Here is an 18,956-nt window from a genome sequence, read left to right as displayed (position 1 = left end):
CTTACAGGAAAGGTGTTAAATATGAGGAGAACTATTCATAAATCGATTTCCTGTGTCCTGTTGCTCGCGCTCCTGTTGACCTCCGGTTATGCGGTGCCGTCGGTGCGGGCAGCTCAAGCCGACCCGCCGATCACCGCCATTCATGTCCCCACGGTTGCGAATAAAGCTCCCGTCATTGACGGAGTCATCGAGGATGCGGAATGGGACGAGGCGGCGCAAAGCGCGGGTTTCGTCACCTTTACCCAGTCGGAGGCAGTACCGGAGCCCACCTTCTTTAAGGTTTTCTTTACGGAGGACAAGCTGTATGTTGCGGTTCATTCCATGCAGAAGGATAGGCCGAGCGCCAGGGTGACGGAACACGACGGCCCGGTGTATACCGAAGATTCGATCGAGATTTTTTTCCAGCCGGACCTTGTGCAACAGACCTACTATCAGTTTGTTATTAATGCGATGGGGGTCAAATACGAAGGCCGGGAAAGAGATTCTTCATGGGGGGACGACGGGGACTGGAGTGCGCGCGCGACTACAGGGAACGGTTACTGGGATCTGGAAGTGGAGCTTCCCGCAAGTCTGTTCGGACTGAACGGCTTCTCGGCAACGGAATACGGCTTTAATATTAGCCGATCCCAGTCGGCGGGAGATCAGGGCGGTTCCGGACCTATGGCGATTCCTGCCATGATTCAAAGCTCTTGGTCGCCCTACTACGGTGGAACGTTCCACGACTTTACAGCGTTTGGCAGGCTTTACCGGGACGATCAGAATCCTAGCGCGCTGCGTCAGACCGTCCATGCCGCCGATTTGAAGAGCGGGTTTCAGACGGTTTCCAGCGTGACTAATGCAACCTATGGCGATCTGACGTTCAAAGCGGTGCAAGAGGTGAGGAACAGCAGCACCGGCGCGCTGCTGGGGAGCGCTCAGGAACAGACGCTAACATTGGCTGCCGGAGGCTCGGGAGATTTGAGCCTGAACAGCCCGCTGGAGCAAGGCAAATGGGAGTGCATCCTGATCGTGACCGACGCGGACAGCGGCAAAGTGTACTACAGCAGAAAAATACCGGTCGATATTCCGCCTCCGCTCAAGGTGCGTTCTTACTGGAGCGAACAGAAGGCGGAGCTTAGTCTGGACAAAAATGATGTGAACACCGCATTTCCTGCGACAAGCGCTCTGTTTGAATTGAAGAATGAGCAAGGAACGGTCATCTCCGCACAGGAAGTGAACGCCGATGCCGCCGGTGTATTCAGGGCATCAATGGATATGAACGCTCATCCGGCAGGAAGCTACCAAATTGTTGCCACGTTAAAAGGCAGCGGGAATTCCCATCCGCTTCCTGCGGTGTCTCTGGAAAAGCCGGTCACGCCGGAATGGTGGAATTCCGATTTGGGTAAGGAGGATATTGTGCTCGCGCCTTGGACCGGCGTGAAGACTGTCGGCAATAAAGTGGAGGTTTGGGGAAGGGAATATGCCTTTGGCGGTTCCCCCTTTGTGAGCCAGATTACCAGTCAGGGACAGGAGCTGTTGGCTGCGCCTATTCGGATCGAGGGAGAGGCTGACGCGCGGGAGCTCCATTTTTACGAAACCAACGATATAGGGATAGAAAAGACGGATACCGCAGTCCAATATTTGAACGAGTCGGTATCGGACGATTTGAAGCTGAGCGTGAACAGCAAGGTGGAATACGACGGATTTATTCGGTTTGACGTGAAGTTGGCATCCGATTCCGATACTCCGGTGCAGCTCCAGAACCTCAAGGTGAACATTCCGATGAAGCCGGAAGCTGCGACGCTGTTCGATGCGGATACGACCGATTCTCCTTTAAGGGGCAGCTATCCTTACTGGAGCGGAGCGCGTTCGGGGAAATTCCCCGATGAAGCTGCAGGCAGCTTTACTCCGCATATTTTTGTAGGAAACGATCAAGTGGGACTGACGTGGGTCGCCGAATCGACGGAAAATTGGTCGTTCCACAATCCCGATGATGTGCTGGCGCTGAAGAAGCAAGGCGGAGCCCATGTGCTGCAAATGAATGTGATTGACAAGGCAATCGAGATTGATCGGGACACGCCTCTGGTCTTCACCTTTGCCATTCAGGCTTCTCCCATCCGGCCTCAGGCGGAAAATAAGCAGGTCTTCATCTATGGAAGCAGCGCGTATGGCGCCGATCTATGGTCAATGAACACCTTCTCGCAGAACAAGGGGCAATTGAGCTATCCCGCCAAGGATTATGTGACGGCAGAGCACGGGGATTTGACGGTTAAAATGTCGCCCAAGGACTGGACCAACTATAGCTGGTCGGGCGGTTATCCGGACGATCCGCAAAATGAAATGGCGACGCCGGTCGTTGCGGTCCGCTTCCCCAACGGCAATAGCTTCGGGCTTTACTATAGTTTGGCCGCCCCCAAATTCTTCCTGGCCACTGAAACAGGGTTTAATCAGAACCGGGTTCGCCATAAAATTCAGGAGTTCACCTACGATCGCGAGTGGAATTACTCTTGGGAGCGAGAGGTCCGGTTAACATGGGACGAACACTCGCTGAAGGTTGGCATCGGCAACGGATGGCCGATTGAGTATGAAGAGATGGCGGAAATCCCCCTTGATTTCGGCTTGATGAATGCGTCCATGCAAGAGGCCAAAATTGTTTATGGAGCCGGATTTATTTACAACAACTTCACCGCGAGAGCGGAAAATGGCGACCCGATCGTGTGGGAGCTTCAAGTGGAAGATGAGAATGTACCGGGGAGAGTATTGACCGGGCAGTATCAGCTTCTTCCCAATGAGACCTGGCCCACCGAAAGCAGAATCTACGTAGGCGGTCCCGATCTTAACGGCAGTCGCGACTGGCCATGGTTTTTGGATCGATTAAAGAAAGACAACTACCAGCTGCTCAAAATTCACGAGGACTGGACGGAATCCCAAGGCTATCCGATGACGCGGGAGCAAGGAAGAAAAGACGCCCTCCATGCATTGGCGGCAGCGGCCAATGAGAAGGGCATCCCCGTGATCCCGTACATTGGCTTCCAATTGGGGAACAATACGCCGGAATTTCAAACCTACAAGGATGAAATCGTGACGGAACCGTTTTTCCTGCCTAACGGCTGGGTGCGTTCGGATACGAATCATATCGGGGCGAATATTTCGTATGCGGGGCAGTACCAGAATTTCATGCTGTGGAGCATTAACAAACTGCTCCTGGAAGACGGCATCGGCGGTCTGTACATGGACAGCACCGCGATCCCGCCAATGGATCAGAACCTGCACCATGGCGCGGGTTATTATGATCGCGACGGAGTTTTGCAGCCTTCCTATTCCATCTTCGAGTACAGGAATTTTATGAAACGTCTTCGTACGATGGGGAAGGCCGTTCGCCCCGATTTCTATATGGACCTGCACACGCCTGTCGGCACATGGACGCCGACTGCGGGATTTGCCGACAGCATATGGAAGGGGGAGCAATTCTTGAATGCGGAGGCCAATCCGTCGGAAAACACCTTCCGCAGAGAGGTGACGCCGGAGCTGCTGCGGGCAACGATGGGGAAACAGACGGGACTGGCTATTAACTTCCTGAATTACGCGCAGGTGGATACCGCATCGGCGGTAAGCGCGGTGCTGGATATTCCGGTGAGGCTGGATGGGCTTTTGCGAGCCAAGATGATGAAGTACTACGATCTGAACGACGCGCGGTTTATCCTGTACAGCGACAGCAACATTGCAGGCTCCAATGAAGAGACGCCTATGTCGTACTATAAGCGTTCCGACGGCGCAGTGGTGGCGGTTGCGGCGAACCTGAGCCGGACAGATCAGCCGAGGGATGTGACCTTCACGCTGCCCGAAGGTTTGATTTTGCCGGGAAGTGCGGCGACCGACGCCATCAACGGGGATAATCTGTCATTGAACGGAAACGCATTGACGGTGCATTTTGAGAAGGCGTGGCGGTACAAGTATATTTTGCTGGCTCCCGAAAGCGTGCAAAATCCGGTGAGAAATCCTTTCGAATGGCCGACTATCGGTTTTCCCAACTAAATGAAGAAGGAGGCAGATCCGATATGAAAAAAAGAATATGCGGGGCTTTGCTCAGTCTGTGCATGACGATGCCCCTGCTGCCCGCGGCGGCGTCGGCGGCGGGACCGGGAACCGGGGCGATGACTGCCGGGACGGGCGGAATCGTCGACGGAAACACCCTTTATTTCGGCCGGTATACGGAGAATGGTAGAACCTATGAGGTTCCTTGGCTCGTGCTGGATGCCGACAAAACCAATACCCATAAGGGAGGCGCGTTCCTGATCTCCAAATATTTGCTGGGAAGCACGCCCTTTGAAGCCGTATGGGACGGCGACGACAACGACGGACAGGCACAGCCCAACGAATGGCAAAGCAGCGACGCGCAGATGTGGACTCGAAGCTTTGCCGGATCGGAGCACTTTACGGCTGCAGAGCTGTCGGCCATGCAGGCAACAACGAAAGCGGACGGTCCGAATTTAGAGTACGGCGCAAGCGAGCTGATTGGGGAAAAGGCGTTTTTCCTGTCGGGAGAGGAAGCGGCGACCTATTTTCACAGCGATCAAGAACGGGAAGCGGCATTTATCGCCGATGCGGTCGGCAGCGGCGCCGGCTGGTGGTGGCTGCGGTCGCCGTACGGGGACAAGCCTCATAGCGCCGGCGTAGTCTCGGTAGTTCAGCGCTATACCCGCGTGTCCTACGCCGACGGCGCCCGCCCCGCTTTTAACCTGTCGCTGTCCTCGGTTCTCTTCTCCTCCGCGGCCCAGAGCGGCAAGCTGAGCGGAACCGTAGGCGCCGCCGCACTAAAGGCGGTTTCAGCCGATACGCCGTCGGAATGGAAGCTGACCGTTCGGGATAGCAGCAGAACGTTCACGGCGGAAAGAACGGGATATAACGCGACGAGCAAAGTGATGACTATCGGTTACACGGGCGCGGCGACGGGAGCCAATGAATATATTTCGGCCGTAGTTATGGACCTAAGCGGTGCTGTGAAATACTATGGAAATATCGCACAGCCGCAGAGCGCAAGCGGCAGCGTTAAGCTTGACCTATCCGGCGTGAGCTTGGGTGCGGACGATAAGCTTTATGTGTTCTCCGAAGCGACAAACGGCGATAACAAGACCGACTACGCCAGCGCATTGCAGGAGCTGAGTCTAAGCGGCAGCTCAACGGGCGGTTCATCCGGCAGTTCGTCCGGCGGTGGCGGCACGGTGACAACCGATCCGAAGCTCCCGACCGAGGAAGAAAAGGAAATCTTGCCTTCCACCCCGGTCGGAACAGATCATTTTATCGACGTGAAGAAAACCGACTGGTTCTACGACGCGGTGAAGTACGTCTATGAAAAAGGGCTGATGAAGGGCGTCTCCGATACGGCCTTTGACCCTGGAGCAACGACGGCGCGCGCGATGCTGGTGACGATTTTGTACCGCCTGGAAGGCTCGCCTGCCGTGAGCGCAGCTCACGCTTTCAGCGACGTGGCGACGGCTAAGTACTACGCGGATGCGGTAGCTTGGTCGGTCGAAAATAACATTGTGGGCGGATACGGCAACGGCAAGTTTGGCCCGGAAGACGCAATTACCCGCGAGCAATTGGCGACGATTCTGTACCGGTACGCCGCCTTCAAAGGGTATGACGTGTCCGCCAGAGCCGATCTCTCCGGATTTGCCGATGCAGACTCCGTGTCGGCCTACGCGAAGGACGCCATGCGCTGGGCCAACGCCAAAGGGTTTATTCAGGGGTCCGGCACGAATCTGACACCGAAAAGCAACGCATTGCGCAGCCAGATGGCGGCCATTATACAAAGATTCCTTGAATTTTACAAATCATAATGAAAAAGCGCCGCCGTCACCCCGTTGTGGCGACGGCGCTTTATAGTTGGACAACAAAGTCCTAACGGCGTCAACAGAATCCGATTGTCCGCTCAAGCCGTTGTTTTTACAATTGCAGTAGAGCGTACTCTACAACGATGGGAGTAACGTCATGGCTAACATCAAGATCAAAGCAGCAGGAGCCGCAACGCTGGCGCTTATGCTTGTGGCGCTCGGCGCTTGCAGCGGCAAAGGGGATGATCCGGTCGCCGAGGAAACGGCGAAGCCGACGAACGGTCCGATAGGCAAATACGACCCGCCAATCGTGCTGACGACGGGCCGGGAAATATCGGAAACGTTGAAATTCGAGGAAGGGCGCTCGATCGACAACAACGTCTGGTACGATGCTTATCGCGACGCATTAGGGGTTGAAGTCAAGAACGATTGGGTCGTCAAGGGCGGCGAAGCCTACACGAATAAATCGAATATCGCCATTGCCTCGGGCGAAATACCGGACGTTCTGGCCGTGAATGCGCTGCAGCTGAGAAATTTGGTGGAAGCCGACATGATTGAGGATTTGACCGCTGTGTATGACGAGTACGCATCGCCCTTTACGAAAAGTTTGCTGAAGGAAGACGGCGGGCTGGCGATGAAGGCGTCCGCGTTCGGAGGGAAGCTCTATGCGCTCCCGCTGACGAACAGCAACCTGGACGAAGTGTCGATGCTGTGGGTGCGCGACGATTGGATGAAGCGACTGAATTTGCCGGAGCCGACGACGATGGACGGCATGATCGCCATTGCGAAGGCGTTTACCGAGCAGGACCCCGACGGCAACGGCAAGGACGACACTTACGGGCTGGCGCTCGTGAAAGAGGCGCAGATTCCCGGCTTCTTCAACGGTTTCCACGCTTATCCTGGAACCTGGGTGAAGGGGCAGGACGGCCAGGTCGTATACGGCAGCATTCAGCCGGAAATGAAGGGCGCGCTGCTGAAGCTTGCGGACATGTACAAGGCCGGATACTTCGATAAGGAATTCGGCGTTAAGGACGGACCGAAATACGACGAGCTGATCGCTTCCGGCAAAGTTGGCATGATGTACGGGCCGATGTACGCTCCGCTTGCCAATCTCAAGAATAACAAGCTGAACGATCCGCAGGCGGAATGGCGAGCGTATCCGATCCCGTCGGCGGACGGCCAGCCGGCGTTGGCTCAGGTAGGCGTATCGGCAAGCTCCTTCTATGTCGTCAGGAAAGGTTACAAGCATCCCGAGGCGGTTGTGAAGCTGTTGAATTTCTGGAATGAAAAAAACTGGGAAAATGCCGATGTGTCGCTGTCGCGCAACGTGGACAAAAATATTGAGACGTGGCCGTACGGGCTGATCAAAGCGTTCCCGGTGCTCAAAAACGTGAAGGCGCACCGTGCCGTTAAAGCCGCGCTGGAGAGCCGAAATCCGCAAGGACTCGATCTTGAGCAGCAAATTTATTACGACGCGATTCAAAATTGGTTCGAGACAGGCGACATTGCCGGCAACGGCTGGGGGTTCTATCGCTCCTTCGGCAAGGATGGGGCGGGGATGGAAATGATCGACGGCTACTTAAACGAGGATAAGCTGAAAAATACCGAGTTCCTCGGCGGCTCTACCCCGACGATGGCGGAGAAATGGGCGACGCTGAACAAGATGGAGTCGGTCATGACGATCAAGATTGTCCTTGGTCAGTCGGGCATTGAGGAGTTCGACAAGTTCGTCAAGGATTGGAACGAACTTGGCGGCGTGAAAATTACCGAAGAAGTCAACGAGTGGGTAAAAGCCGTCAATTAGCAACCGGAAGGGGGACGCATGGAAGGAACGAGGTGAGACAATGCGGCTGGAAACCGGAAGCTGGAAACGGAATCTGGCGCTTCATGCGATGCTGGTGCCCGGCGCGGTATTTATTTTCCTGTTCAATTATATTCCGCTGGCAGGCATCGCGATGTCCTTTCAGAAGTTTATCCCGAGCAAGGGGTGGTTCGGCTCGAAATGGGTCGGATTGGATAATTTCACCTACATGCTGCGTCTGCCGGATATCGGCCAGGTGATTTACAACACGGTGCTGATCGCCGTATTGAAAATATTATGCGGCCTGATCGTACCGTTTCTCACTGCGCTGCTGCTCAACGAAATCAGGAACGGCCTGATTAAGAAGGGCGTACAGACGCTGATTTATCTTCCGCATTTTTTATCGTGGGTCATTCTCGGCGGCATTCTCATGGATATTTTGTCGATGCAGGACGGGATTGTAAATCGTTTCCTCGGGTTGTTCGGCATTGAGCCGATTTTTTTTCTGGGCTCGAACGCCTGGTTTCCGTATACGCTTGTGCTATCCGATACGTGGAAGGAATTCGGATTCGCCACGATCGTTTATTTGGCGGCGCTGACGGCGATCGATCCGACTTTGCATGAAGCCGCCTATGTGGACGGGGCCGGGCGCTGGAGGCAGACGCTCCATGTGACCTTGCCCGGAATGGCGCCCACGATTGTGCTGCTGGCCGTGCTGAGCCTCGGCAATGTGCTAAATGCAGGTTTCGATCAAGTGTTTATGTTATACAGTCCCCAGGTGTACGAATCGGGAGACATTATCGATACGCTCGTGTACCGTGTCGGGATCGTCGAGACGCAGTACAGCATTGCTGCGGCTGTCGGTCTGTTTAAATCGGTCATCGGCTTTGTTTTGATTGCAATGTCCTATCGCCTGGCGTACAAATATGCCAATTATCGTATTTTTTAGCCGGAACGGCCCTGAAGGAGGCTTCTGGCTGTATGGTCGAATACAAGTCGTTGTCCCGCAGACTGTTTCTGATCTTCAACTACAGCTTGATGATTGCGGTCGGGCTGATCTGCGTCCTGCCCTTCGTACATGTATGGGCGATTTCCTTGAGCGGCTCGGGTGCGGTCTCGGCCGGTGCGGTCAAGCTTTTGCCGGTCGAGGCGACTTTCGACGCTTATAAACACGTTTTAAACAAGCCGGAATTCGGACGGGCGTTCGTCGTATCGCTGCAGCGGCTCGTGCTTGGAACGGCGATCGCCATGCTGATGACGGTGCTTGTCGCTTATCCGCTGTCCAAAGAACCGAGGGCTTTCCGTCAGCGTCCGCTTTATTTATGGTATTTTATCGTACCGATGCTGATTGGCGGGGGGCTTGTCCCGGTGTACATGACCATCCGCAGCTACGGTCTGCTGGACACGATGTGGGCGCTTGTGCTGCCTACCGCCGTGCCGGTCTATCATGCGGTGCTGCTGCTTCATTTTTTCCGCGGACTGCCGAAGGAGCTGGAGGAATCGTCCGTCATGGACGGCGCCGGGCATTGGACGATTTTATTGCGAATTTATTTGCCGCTGTCGCTGCCCGCGCTGGCCACGATTACGTTGTTTACGATGGTGGGGCACTGGAACGCTTGGTTCGATGGACTGATTTATATGAATCGCAACGAGAATTACCCGCTGCAAAGCTACTTGCAGACGATCGTGGTCAGGCCTGACGTCACGCAGACGGTTGATGTGCGGCAGCTTGCCGATATTACGGAGCGGACCGTCAAAACTGCGCAAATTTTTCTTGGAACGCTGCCTATTTTAATCGTTTATCCGTTCTTGCAGAGATTTTTCATTAAAGGGATCGTGCTCGGCAGCGTGAAGGGCTGAATGCCGGGAAGCACGGAGAGGGGCTTACACAAGATGAAACTTAACTATAATATCGACCCGGCTTTGCTTGTGGACGAAGTACAAGGTCCGAGAGTCATTGCGATGATGAAGGAAGCGGGCGTGGATACGATCTGGCTGTGGGGATATTTTTACGGCACGACGTGGAGCAGTCTGGAGACGATTGCCGAGGCCGGAAAAATTGCCAGAAGCCACGGCTTCGAAGCGGCGATTATTCAATTGCCCGTCGGTCATCCCGGCAACAGCTTGAACCCCGACGATGCCGACGTGCTGCTGAAAATTCCCGACCATTGGCGTTATCGTCAGGACAGCGCGGGTAAGCCGAAATACTATATCGGCGACATCGAGCCCGTCATGGTGCGCGAGAACGTCGAGTCGATTGTGGCGCTGCGCGATGCGGGCTTTAAGCGGTTTATGATGGACGACGACTTGCGGCTGGGCGAGCTGGGAGACGAGATTCAGGGCTGTTTTTGCGAGATTTGCGTGAGCGAATTCGGGCAGGTCTCCGGGCGGACGTTGACGCGGGAAGCGCTTGTGCAGACGCTGCAGAACAAGACGGACACGGCATTAATGAAGGAATGGGTGCGCTACAACTGCTCCAAAGTAACCGACATGATGAAGGAAATGAACGTTCCCGGCGTCGAGCTGGGCATCATGGTCATGCATCTCGGCGACGAGCGGCACGGGATCGATATGCGCGAGATTAAGGAAGCGGTTCCCGGCGTCGAATTTCGTGTCGGCGAGCTGCACTTCAGCGACGGGGAATTCGGCAGTCCGGAAGGGAAGGCGAGCGAGCTGCTCGGCATTCAGTATCATTTGAACCTGGTCGGCCGCGAGCATGCGGTGAGCGAGACGACGGTGTTTCCGCCTCGCTCGCTGAGCGAGAACAATCTGATCTGCAAGGTGAAAATCGCCGTATCCGCAGGCATTTCGGACATCTATTTCATGAGCGGCACATGGCTGATCGACGAGTCGTATTGGAGCGCCTGGAGCCGGCAGTATCCGGCCATCCGGCAGATCGCGGACTGGTGCGACCCGTACGAGCGGGCCTATCCGGTACACCTGGCCAAAGGCACGCACGGCGCATACGGCGAGCCGGTCGAACCGCCGCTGCTGCCTTATTACGCCGGACTGCCGGTCAAACCGGTGCGCGGCAACGAGCCGGACGCAACGGGAGAGGTGCTGCTGTTTTTCGGGGATTACCGGATTGGCGACGAATGGGAGAAGTGCTTCCCGTTATATAAGACCGTTATCGTCGATCGCAAAGCGGCGGAGCGTAATAAAGGCAATCTGGATCAGTTGCCGGAGAACGTGCGGCTCTGGGAGCATGAGGCGGGCACATTGCCGGCGGAGACGGAGGTTGCGCTGCTAAGGCGCGAGCTTGAAGCTTGCGGAGCGTTTAAGGCTGATTTTCCACGTATTATTGAAGGCGTCAATCTGGCGCTTGTTTCGCTGCCGGAGAGAAACAGCGTTATCGTCATGAACCTGGAGGAGCGCCCGAACGCCGGGCTGCTGGCGATTGGCGACCGTCGGACGCCCATCGAGCTTCCGGCGCTCGGATTCGCCCTAGTTGAAGAACGGGACGGGCAGTTCAACGTTCATTTGTTTTAAGATATTGGCCTGAGCGCGTACACGACCGAATAACCATTTGGAGGTAGTGCGTCATGGAGAACATGAACGACAAGGAATCTGAGAAATCCGCCAGCGTGTCCCGACGTCAATTTCTGGCCTATACGCTTGCAGGCACGGCCGCGCTTGCCGCTGGCGGAGCGTTCAGCCCGCTTACGGCTTATGCGCAGGGGGGCGAGCAAGCGGCTGCATTGACTGTTTCGAGCGACACGATTAGCGTCAAAGATTTCGGCGCCGTCGGCGACGGGGTCACGGACGATACGGCGGCGTTGACCGATGCCGCCGATTATGTCAATGCGATTGCGAACACGGACGGAACGCCTGTGCAGCTCTATTTTCCGAACGGCACTTATCGATATTCCTCGGGTCTATATTTCAATAGGCCGGTTATTCTGTGCGGCAGCGGCGGCGCGAAGCTTGTCTATGAAGGGACCGCTCACGCCGTCAAGCTCGGCAAAGACGGGATCGGCTACAACGATCCGGTTAACCCGCAAACGAAGCATGAATTTTACGGCGTTCGCGATCTGATCTTGTCGGGAGGCGCGAATGCGCAGCACGGCATTTATGTGAATACATTCGTGGTGAATCCCCGCATCGACCGGTGCGTGTTCAAAAATTTCGGCAGCGCGGCCGGCTACGCGATCTTTTTTCAATCGGACAACTGGAACTGCTACGTAACGGACTGTATGTACGAGAGCGCCAACGATATTGCCAAAAACTTTATCAGGGCGAACGGCAAATCGGCGGCAGGCGTATCCGACAATGGCAATTCCCGCTTAAATGTCGTAGACTGCTTCGCCAATATTGGCGGTACGACTGCGGGCGGGACGGGCGTCTATGTGAGCGGCTGGAAATCGGTCATTCATGGCGGAGGTTTTCAAGGGTTCAAGTACGCCGTGCATATTGCGGACAACACGAATTATGTGGAAGTCGATTCGACGTATGTGGAAACGATCTATAGCGGCTGCGAGGCCGTCATCGCCATGGGCGACCAGCCTACGGCAGCCGTATCGCCGTTTTATGTCACGGGGCTCAAGCTCAAGGACATGTACGTGAATTTGCATAATGTCTCCAACGATTATGTGTCCACCGATACGAAGTTTCTCGTATGCCTGAATGACAAAATCGCGCTTCGCAACGCGGACATCTCCGTTGATGTTTATATGGGCGGGAAATATCCGCTGCTGCTGTTGAACCCGATCGCGGGACAGAGCGGCATCGACATTCGCAGTACGGGCAATCCGAAAATGTACGCCGCATCCGCTCCTAGCACGCCGCTGCTGTCCGATGCCGAGCGCGCGGTCAACTACGGTACGAATACGTGGTTCGACATTTGGCAGCGCGGGAACGGGGCAAGCTATACGATCGCCGGTTCGGGGATATTCAAAGTGGCCGACCGCTATTACGTGAGCCGCGACGGCATCGGCGGCTCAGCAGCCGTGACGAAGGAAACGTTTGCTCCCGGTCAGACGGCGGTGCCTGGGCATCCAAGCTATTTTCTGCGGTTAACGAACAGTCAGACGGCCACGGGAGCGACGTACCATACGCTCATTAATGTGATCGAGGACGTGACGAAGCTGTCCGGCGAGCGCGCATCCTTGTCGCTGTATTTGCGCTGCTCGAAGTCGATCTCCTTGCAGCCGGTGCTGGCGCAAATATTCGGCTCGGGCGGCTCAAGCGCGACCTATACGTCGGCCGGAACCACCGTCATCGGCACTTCGTTCGCGAAGGTTGTGTTTACGTTCGACGTGCCGCGCGTGGACGGCAAAACATGGGGTGCCAATCACCGGCTGGAGATGCATCTTTCGCTGCCGGTCAACCAGACGTTTACGCTCGACTGGGGACCGTGGAAGCTGAACAAGGGAGAGTATCCGACGGAAAACTACCGGCCCGACAAGCTGGAGGAGCTCCGCAGATGCAAAGCGTTCTACGAAAAAGGGAACCTGAACCAGCTCATCGCGACCCACCAGCGGGGCGCGGTCCATTTTGCCAGCGAGAAGTACCGTCAGCCCAATTGCAAAGCGCATGTCGTCTATCAAGACGGCTCCGCCAACTATAATTCCGTTGTTTCCATCTTTACGACAACCGACATGGCTTATACACTGAATGCGATGGCGACCGATTCTTCCGTCGATTGGGAAGCGGACGCGGAACTGGTGTAAGCTTGCTGAGGCGGACCTTAGACGGATCTAGACAGTTTAGGCGGATCTGGCGCCAGCATGCGAGAGGGAAGGATGGAGAAGCGAACGATGCCGAGGGACAAGCAGCCGAGATGGGGAATTTACAAGAAGTTGGTAGGCTCGTTCCTTCTCATTCTGATTCCGATCTATGTGATCAGTCTCTGGATGAATCAGCAGGGAGCGGATGTCGTCAGACAGGAAATCGCCAAGTCGATGCAGCAAAAAACGGATTACGTCATGACGTCGCTGGAGAACGAGATCGAGCGGATCACGACGTTGCAGCAAACTTTTATCAACGATGCCGATCTGAACGACTTGAGCATACGGGCGGCGACGTTGACCGATTACGAGCGGACGAAAGCGTTCAAGGATTTGCAAGCCAAAATCGTGATGCTGGCCGAGTCCAGCAAGCTGATTCAGGATGTGTTCGTCTTGATGCCGAAGCTGGACAAGCGGTTGTCGGCCAAATCCAGATTTAACGTCGATACGATGGATCGGGGAGAGTACGAGAGCCTGCTCAAAGCGCAAAATCGGCTGTTCAACCCGGTGTACTACAAGGGGAGATTGCTGCTTCCGCTTGGGTATCCGAGCGCGACGCGTTCGCAATATTTGCTGGTCATCGAGCTGTCGAGCGAGAAGATCGGCCGGGAAATGGACGTGTTCCGATCTTATGAGGACAGTGTCACTTATTTGACGGACGAGTATAATCAAGCGACGCTGTATGCGCTGGCGGACGGCGTGGAAGCGGCGGACCGGATTCAGTCGCTGGAGCAGGACGGCAGCGGCGCGCTGATGATCGACGGCGTCCCATATCTCGTATTTTCGAAGCGATCCGACATGCTGCAATGGAGTCTGAGGACGGCTTTGCCGGAAAATATCGTGCTCGATCCGGTCTATTCAATCAAGCGCTGGTACGGGTATTTGTCGGCGGTATCGATCGTCATTGTGCTGATTGCTTCGCTGATGATTTTTCGGCTGATTCATCAGCCGCTCAAGAAGCTCGTTACGGGCTTTCGCAAGGTGGAGCAGGGCAAGCTCGATATTGTGATCGAGCGCCGCGAGCATGACGAGTTTGCCTATCTGTACACGCAGTTTAACCGGATGGTCGCGAAATTGAACGAACTGATCCAGGAAGTGTACGAAAAGACGATCTACAGCCAAAAGTCGGAGCTAAAGCAGCTGCAATCGCAAATTAATCCGCATTTTTTGTATAACAGCTTATACATTCTCTATTTGATGGCCGACGAGGAGGATTACGACGGCATTCGGATATTGTCCAGACATCTCGGAGACTATTTCAAATTTCTGACCCACAACAAAGCCGACATTATCCCGCTTGAGCAGGAGTTGAATCATGCCCGCGTATACGGCGCCATTCAGGAAATCCGCTTCAGCAACCGTATTTCGTGCGAGTATACGGTAGAGGGCGATCCGTCCGAGTGGCAGGTGCCGAGGTTGATCATCCAGCCGGTGCTGGAAAATGCGTTCATCCACGGCCATGAGCATACGGAGGAGAACGGACGAATCTCTGTACGTGTGCGCTGCGAGCACGAGGCGCTTACGATTACGGTGGAGGATAACGGCAATGGGATCGATGAGGAAAAGTTGGCGGAAGTCCGGAAAAAGCTGACGCTTCGGCACGATGAGACGGAAACGCACGGCATCGTTAACGTTCATAGGAGGTTGGCGTTGCTGTACGGTAACGGCAGCGGCGTTCGCATCGATCCGGTTGCCGGGGGCGGGACGGCGATCACGCTGCGGATAGAGGCGCAGCCCGTCGTCGACATGGGAGAAGAGGGGGAGTGGCAGCTTGCATCATATTCTGGTCGTCGATGACGAGCCGTTGATCGTACGCGGAGTGTGCAACATTCTAAGCGAGCTGGAGCAGGCGCACATCCGCTACGCTTATACGCCGCGCGAGGCGAGACGGCTGGCGGAAGAGAGCCGCATCGATATTCTGATCACCGACGTGCGGATGCCGGGCATGAGCGGCCTGGACTTGGCTCTTCATATCCGCGAGCTGTGGCCGCGCTGCAAGGTTATTTTTTTGTCCGGACATGCGGACTTTGAATATTTGCAGTTTGCCTTGCGTCACGGCGCCTTCGACTACTTGCTGAAGCCGGCGGACAGAGAGACGATCCTCGGCTTGTTTCGCCAAGCGACGGACCGGATCGAGCAGGAAATCAACGAACAGGCCGTCATGGAGAGGACGCGGCAGCAGATCAAGGACGCCCGGCCGTTGCTTGTCGAGACGCATCTGCGCGAGCTGCTGGCCGGAGACGCCGCTGCGCTGGAAGAGTTGCCGGAGCAGTTGGAGATGCTCGACCTTCCGCTGCGAGCCGACATGCCGCTAGTCGTGCTTGTCGGGCGGATCGACAGTTGGCCTTCGCATCTGTCGCCTAAGGACAGGCTGCTGATGGAGTACGCGGCCTGCAATATTATGGAGGAGTATTTGCAGTCGTTCAGCCGGATTGTTGCGGTTAAAGACGGCAAGAGCTTCGTGTGGCTCATCCAACCGCTGCGCGATGAGGAAGGCGAGCAGCGGCATCATCTGTATATTCGCGAAACGCTGGAACAAATACAGCAGTCCATCCGACAGTTGCTCCGGCTGCCGCTGTCGATCGTGCTGTCCCCTCCTGCCGTGGCCTGGAGCGCGCTTGCCGGCGAATACCGCGCGATGTGCGGTTTGCTGCAGCAAGGAATCGGTCTGGATGAAGAAATTATTATAAGCGGCGCGGATGAGAAAGAGGCGGTTGGCGAGGAGGAGCGAGGCGGCGGGGAGCACGAGCATATCGCGACTGCCGTCGGCCGGTTGCGGCTGCAGTTGGAGACGCGGGAACGGGAAGCCTTCGGCAAAACGTTGTCGGCGCTGTTCGAGTGGGGGCAGAGGACGGTATTTGTCGGCTATCCCATTCAGCTTGAGCTGTTCAGCTCCGTATCGGCGATGTTTCTGGGGTTTATGAACAAGCGCAAGCTGGCGCAGACGATCGGACAAGCCTTCGATCTGGCGTTGCTGTCGGCCTACCATGCGCACGATACTTGGAACGATCTGCTCGACTACTATTTGCGCTTGGGCGATGCGCTGTTTAACCGGATCGAGGCAGAGCGGACCGATCAGAAAAGAGAAATTATCGATAAGATCGACCGCTATATCGCCGACAATCTCGACAAAGACTTATCGCTGCCGCGGCTGGCGGACCTCGTGTATTTGAGTCCGCATTATTTGTCGCGGACGTATCATGCGGTCAAAGGTTATCCGCTGGCGGATCACATTGCGGAGATGAAGCTCGCCACAGCCAAGCGGCTGCTTGCGTTGCAGGATATGAAGGCGCAGGATGTCGGCCGGATGGTCGGCTTCGAGGATATGTCGTATTTCGGCAGGTTTTTCAAGAAGCATGCGGGCATGACGCCCGGCGAATACAAGGAAGCGGTGAAGAGTGGGATATGAATGAGAATGCGAATGCGAATGCAGGTGTAAGTGAGGGTGCGAGTGCGAATGTGAATGTGGATGCGTCAAGTTGGGTGTCCCCTTCTCAGCCGGTCAAAATCATTCTCGATACCGACATCGGTCCGGATTGCGACGATGCGGGCGCGCTGGCGGTTCTTCATGCGTTGGCCGACAGAGGCGAAGCCGAGATCGTCGGCGTGATGCACAATACGTCCAGCCCGTGGGGAGCGGGCTGCATCGATGCGATCAGCGCTTATTACGGGCGTCCGAATCTTCCGATCGGCACACTGAAAGACGAAGGGTTCCTCGTCGGCGAGCCGTACGAGAAATACAACAAATATGTGTCGCAGCATTATCCGAATCGTTACCCCGGCGGCTCCGGCGTGCCGGACGCGACGGCGCTGTTTCGCAAGCTGCTGGCTGCGGAGCCGGATCGCGACGTGACCGTGGTCGGCATCGGCCCGCTGCGCAACTTGCGTCTGCTGCTCGAATCGGGGCCGGATGAGGCGAGTCCGCTTGCCGGGGAGGCGCTTGTCGCGGCGAAAGTCGAGCGGCTCGTCGTGATGGGAGGCGCGTACCCTTCCGGCGAAGAGTGGAACTTTCAGATGGACCCGGCTTCCGCCAGTCAAGTGTGCGAGCGGTGGCCGACGCCGATTCTGTTCTGCGGCTTCGAGATCGGGGAGAGCCTGTTGACGGGAGGGCGTATGTTCGAGGAATTGCCGGTCAACCATCCGGTGAGACAAGCCTACGCGCTATTTCTGGACGGCAAAACCGACCGGAGTAGTTGGGACTTGATTACTGTGCTGTGCGCTGTGAGAGGCTTCGTACCTTATTGGGATATAGAAGACGGAGGGAAAGTCGACATCGATGAGCGCGGCGGGAACGTATGGCGGCAGGCGGATTCCGGCACTCACGCTTATTTGAAGCCGAAGCTTGATCCGATTCAGGCGCAGCGTCTTTTGGACGAGTTGCTCGTATGGAGGCGATAACGGTGACCGTGGAGCCGCTTAGCCGTAAAGTCGTTGTTTTTGGAAGCTTGAATATTGATATCGTCGTTAGCGTGGATAGATTGCCGCAAGCGGGGGAGACGGTCACTGCGCGGGGAAGCCGGTTGCTGCCCGGTGGCAAAGGGGCGAATCAAGCGGTCGCTCTCGCCCGCCTTGGCGCGGATGCCGTGCTCGTCGGCGCAGTCGGGGACGACGAGTTTGGCGTACGTCTTGTCGAAGCGGCGCGCCAAGAGGGGCTGTCCGCAGAAGCGATTCGCATCGTTCCTTCCACGCCGTCCGGAACGGCGATGATCTATCACGCCCCGAGCGACAATTGCATCGCCGTCGTGCCGGGCGCCAATGCGTGCTGGGAGGCTGAGCTCGTCGCTAGCTGCGGCGAGATGATCGCCGGCGGGACAATCGTGCTGGCGCAGCTCGAACTGCCTTGGCAGGCGGTCGCCCGCGCATTCGAGCTGGCCAGGCAACACGGCGTTCGAACGGTGCTGAATCCGGCGCCTGCGCCCGCGAGCGGCATTCCCGAATCGCTGCTGCGCCTGACCGATATTCTCACGCCTAACGAAAGCGAATTTCGAGCGCTCTGCGGCCGCGATTGCGATACCGACGAGCTTCTTGAGGCAGCGCTGCTGGAATGGGAGGCGGCATACGGTCATCGGGTGCTCGTCACGCGCGGAGCGATCGGCGCCTCTTATTTGGAAGCCGGACATCTGCGCACGGTCCCTTCCCTTGCCGTCGAAGTCGCCGACACGACAGGGGCCGGCGACACGTTTAACGGCGCGTTATGCTTCGGCCTCGCCAACGGCTGGCCGTTCGATCGGGCCGCACACTTCGCCGCTGCTGCGGCTTCCCTGTCCGTGACCCAGCTCGGCGCACAGGCAGGCATGCCGACTTTTGAGGCGGTCATGCGCCGGCTACCCGCCGAATCGTAAATGATAGGAGCCGCCCGGCGTGGCGCGCCAAGGCACTTTTTGCCTCCATTCCCCAACTCGGGGCGCGTGAAGGCACTTTTTTTTCCTCCATTCCCCGGCTCGTGGTGCGCCAAGGCACTTTTGTGGCCTTCACTCCCCAGCTCTGGGCGCGTGAAGGCACTTTTGTGGCCTTCACTCCCCAGCTCGGAGCGCGTGAAGGCACTTTTTTTGCCTCCACTCCCCAACTCGTGGCGCGTGAAGGCACTTTTGTGGCCTTCACTCCTCGGCTCGTGGT

Annotated in this window: 11 protein-coding genes; all 11 read left to right on the top strand. The window is 56.4% G+C overall.

Annotated features, from left to right (window positions below; translation table 11 throughout):
* The first annotated feature begins 21 nt into the window (after positions 1-21).
* The 11 genes from J4772_RS22665 to J4772_RS22615 all read left to right on the top strand — a co-directional run bounded on the left by J4772_RS22665 (position 22) and on the right by J4772_RS22615 (position 18,682).
* Positions 22-4,014 carry a sugar-binding protein gene (locus J4772_RS22665; RefSeq protein WP_209071491.1) on the top strand — a complete coding sequence of 1,331 codons (3,993 nt, stop codon included), beginning with the start codon at positions 22-24 and terminating at the stop codon, positions 4,012-4,014.
* Positions 4,015-4,037: 23 nt separating this feature from the next.
* Positions 4,038-5,819, top strand: coding sequence for an S-layer homology domain-containing protein (locus J4772_RS22660; protein ID WP_209071490.1), 1,782 nt, complete (start codon positions 4,038-4,040; stop codon positions 5,817-5,819).
* A gap of 151 nt (positions 5,820-5,970) precedes the next feature.
* Positions 5,971-7,617, top strand: a complete 1,647-nt coding sequence (locus J4772_RS22655) for an extracellular solute-binding protein (protein ID WP_209071489.1) — start codon at positions 5,971-5,973, stop codon at positions 7,615-7,617.
* Between the two features lie 40 nt (positions 7,618-7,657).
* The gene (locus tag J4772_RS22650; RefSeq protein WP_209071488.1) at positions 7,658-8,563 is read left to right on the top strand and encodes an ABC transporter permease; all 906 of its coding nucleotides are present in this window, start codon (positions 7,658-7,660) and stop codon (positions 8,561-8,563) included.
* A 32-nt stretch (positions 8,564-8,595) separates the two neighbouring features.
* On the top strand, positions 8,596-9,474 hold the full coding sequence (locus J4772_RS22645; protein ID WP_209071487.1) for a carbohydrate ABC transporter permease: 879 nt from the start codon (positions 8,596-8,598) through the stop codon (positions 9,472-9,474).
* A 33-nt stretch (positions 9,475-9,507) separates the two neighbouring features.
* Positions 9,508-11,103 (top strand): hypothetical protein, encoded by a 1,596-nt coding sequence (locus J4772_RS22640; RefSeq protein ID WP_209071486.1) that lies wholly within the window; start codon positions 9,508-9,510, stop codon positions 11,101-11,103.
* Positions 11,104-11,156: 53 nt separating this feature from the next.
* The gene (locus J4772_RS22635; protein ID WP_209071485.1) at positions 11,157-13,283 is read left to right on the top strand and encodes a glycosyl hydrolase family 28-related protein; all 2,127 of its coding nucleotides are present in this window, start codon (positions 11,157-11,159) and stop codon (positions 13,281-13,283) included.
* 72 nt (positions 13,284-13,355) lie between these two features.
* Positions 13,356-15,137 carry a sensor histidine kinase gene (locus tag J4772_RS22630; protein ID WP_209071484.1) on the top strand — a complete coding sequence of 594 codons (1,782 nt, stop codon included), beginning with the start codon at positions 13,356-13,358 and terminating at the stop codon, positions 15,135-15,137.
* On the top strand, positions 15,112-16,749 hold the full coding sequence (locus tag J4772_RS22625; protein ID WP_209071483.1) for a response regulator transcription factor: 1,638 nt from the start codon (positions 15,112-15,114) through the stop codon (positions 16,747-16,749). Before J4772_RS22630 ends, J4772_RS22625 begins: the two co-directional genes overlap by 26 nt.
* The gene (locus J4772_RS22620; protein WP_209071482.1) at positions 16,746-17,738 is read left to right on the top strand and encodes a nucleoside hydrolase; all 993 of its coding nucleotides are present in this window, start codon (positions 16,746-16,748) and stop codon (positions 17,736-17,738) included. Before J4772_RS22625 ends, J4772_RS22620 begins: the two co-directional genes overlap by 4 nt.
* Positions 17,726-18,682: a ribokinase gene (locus J4772_RS22615; RefSeq protein WP_209071481.1), complete on the top strand. Its 957-nt coding sequence runs from the start codon at positions 17,726-17,728 to the stop codon at positions 18,680-18,682. The genes J4772_RS22620 and J4772_RS22615 overlap by 13 nt, the downstream gene beginning before the upstream one ends.
* Positions 18,683-18,956 lie beyond the last annotated feature (274 nt).

It is taken from the genome of Cohnella sp. LGH (genome assembly GCF_017671885.1).
In the GTDB taxonomy this organism is placed as follows: domain Bacteria; phylum Bacillota; class Bacilli; order Paenibacillales; family Paenibacillaceae; genus Cohnella; species Cohnella phaseoli.
The sequence above is the reverse complement of the archived record's forward strand: the minus strand, read 5'-3'. Positions and strand labels throughout refer to the sequence as shown.

What these genes read in the sequence shown, in the direction of transcription:
- J4772_RS22665 (WP_209071491.1), top strand. Translation starts at nt 22, where the DNA reads ATGAGGAGAACTATTCATAAATCGATTTCCTGTGTCCTGTTGCTCGCG.
- J4772_RS22660 (WP_209071490.1), top strand. Translation starts at nt 4,038, where the DNA reads ATGAAAAAAAGAATATGCGGGGCTTTGCTCAGTCTGTGCATGACGATG.
- J4772_RS22655 (WP_209071489.1), top strand. Translation starts at nt 5,971, where the DNA reads ATGGCTAACATCAAGATCAAAGCAGCAGGAGCCGCAACGCTGGCGCTT.
- J4772_RS22650 (WP_209071488.1), top strand. Translation starts at nt 7,658, where the DNA reads ATGCGGCTGGAAACCGGAAGCTGGAAACGGAATCTGGCGCTTCATGCG.
- J4772_RS22645 (WP_209071487.1), top strand. Translation starts at nt 8,596, where the DNA reads ATGGTCGAATACAAGTCGTTGTCCCGCAGACTGTTTCTGATCTTCAAC.
- J4772_RS22640 (WP_209071486.1), top strand. Translation starts at nt 9,508, where the DNA reads ATGAAACTTAACTATAATATCGACCCGGCTTTGCTTGTGGACGAAGTA.
- J4772_RS22635 (WP_209071485.1), top strand. Translation starts at nt 11,157, where the DNA reads ATGGAGAACATGAACGACAAGGAATCTGAGAAATCCGCCAGCGTGTCC.
- J4772_RS22630 (WP_209071484.1), top strand. Translation starts at nt 13,356, where the DNA reads ATGGAGAAGCGAACGATGCCGAGGGACAAGCAGCCGAGATGGGGAATT.
- J4772_RS22620 (WP_209071482.1), top strand. Translation starts at nt 16,746, where the DNA reads ATGAATGAGAATGCGAATGCGAATGCAGGTGTAAGTGAGGGTGCGAGT.
- J4772_RS22615 (WP_209071481.1), top strand. Translation starts at nt 17,726, where the DNA reads ATGGAGGCGATAACGGTGACCGTGGAGCCGCTTAGCCGTAAAGTCGTT.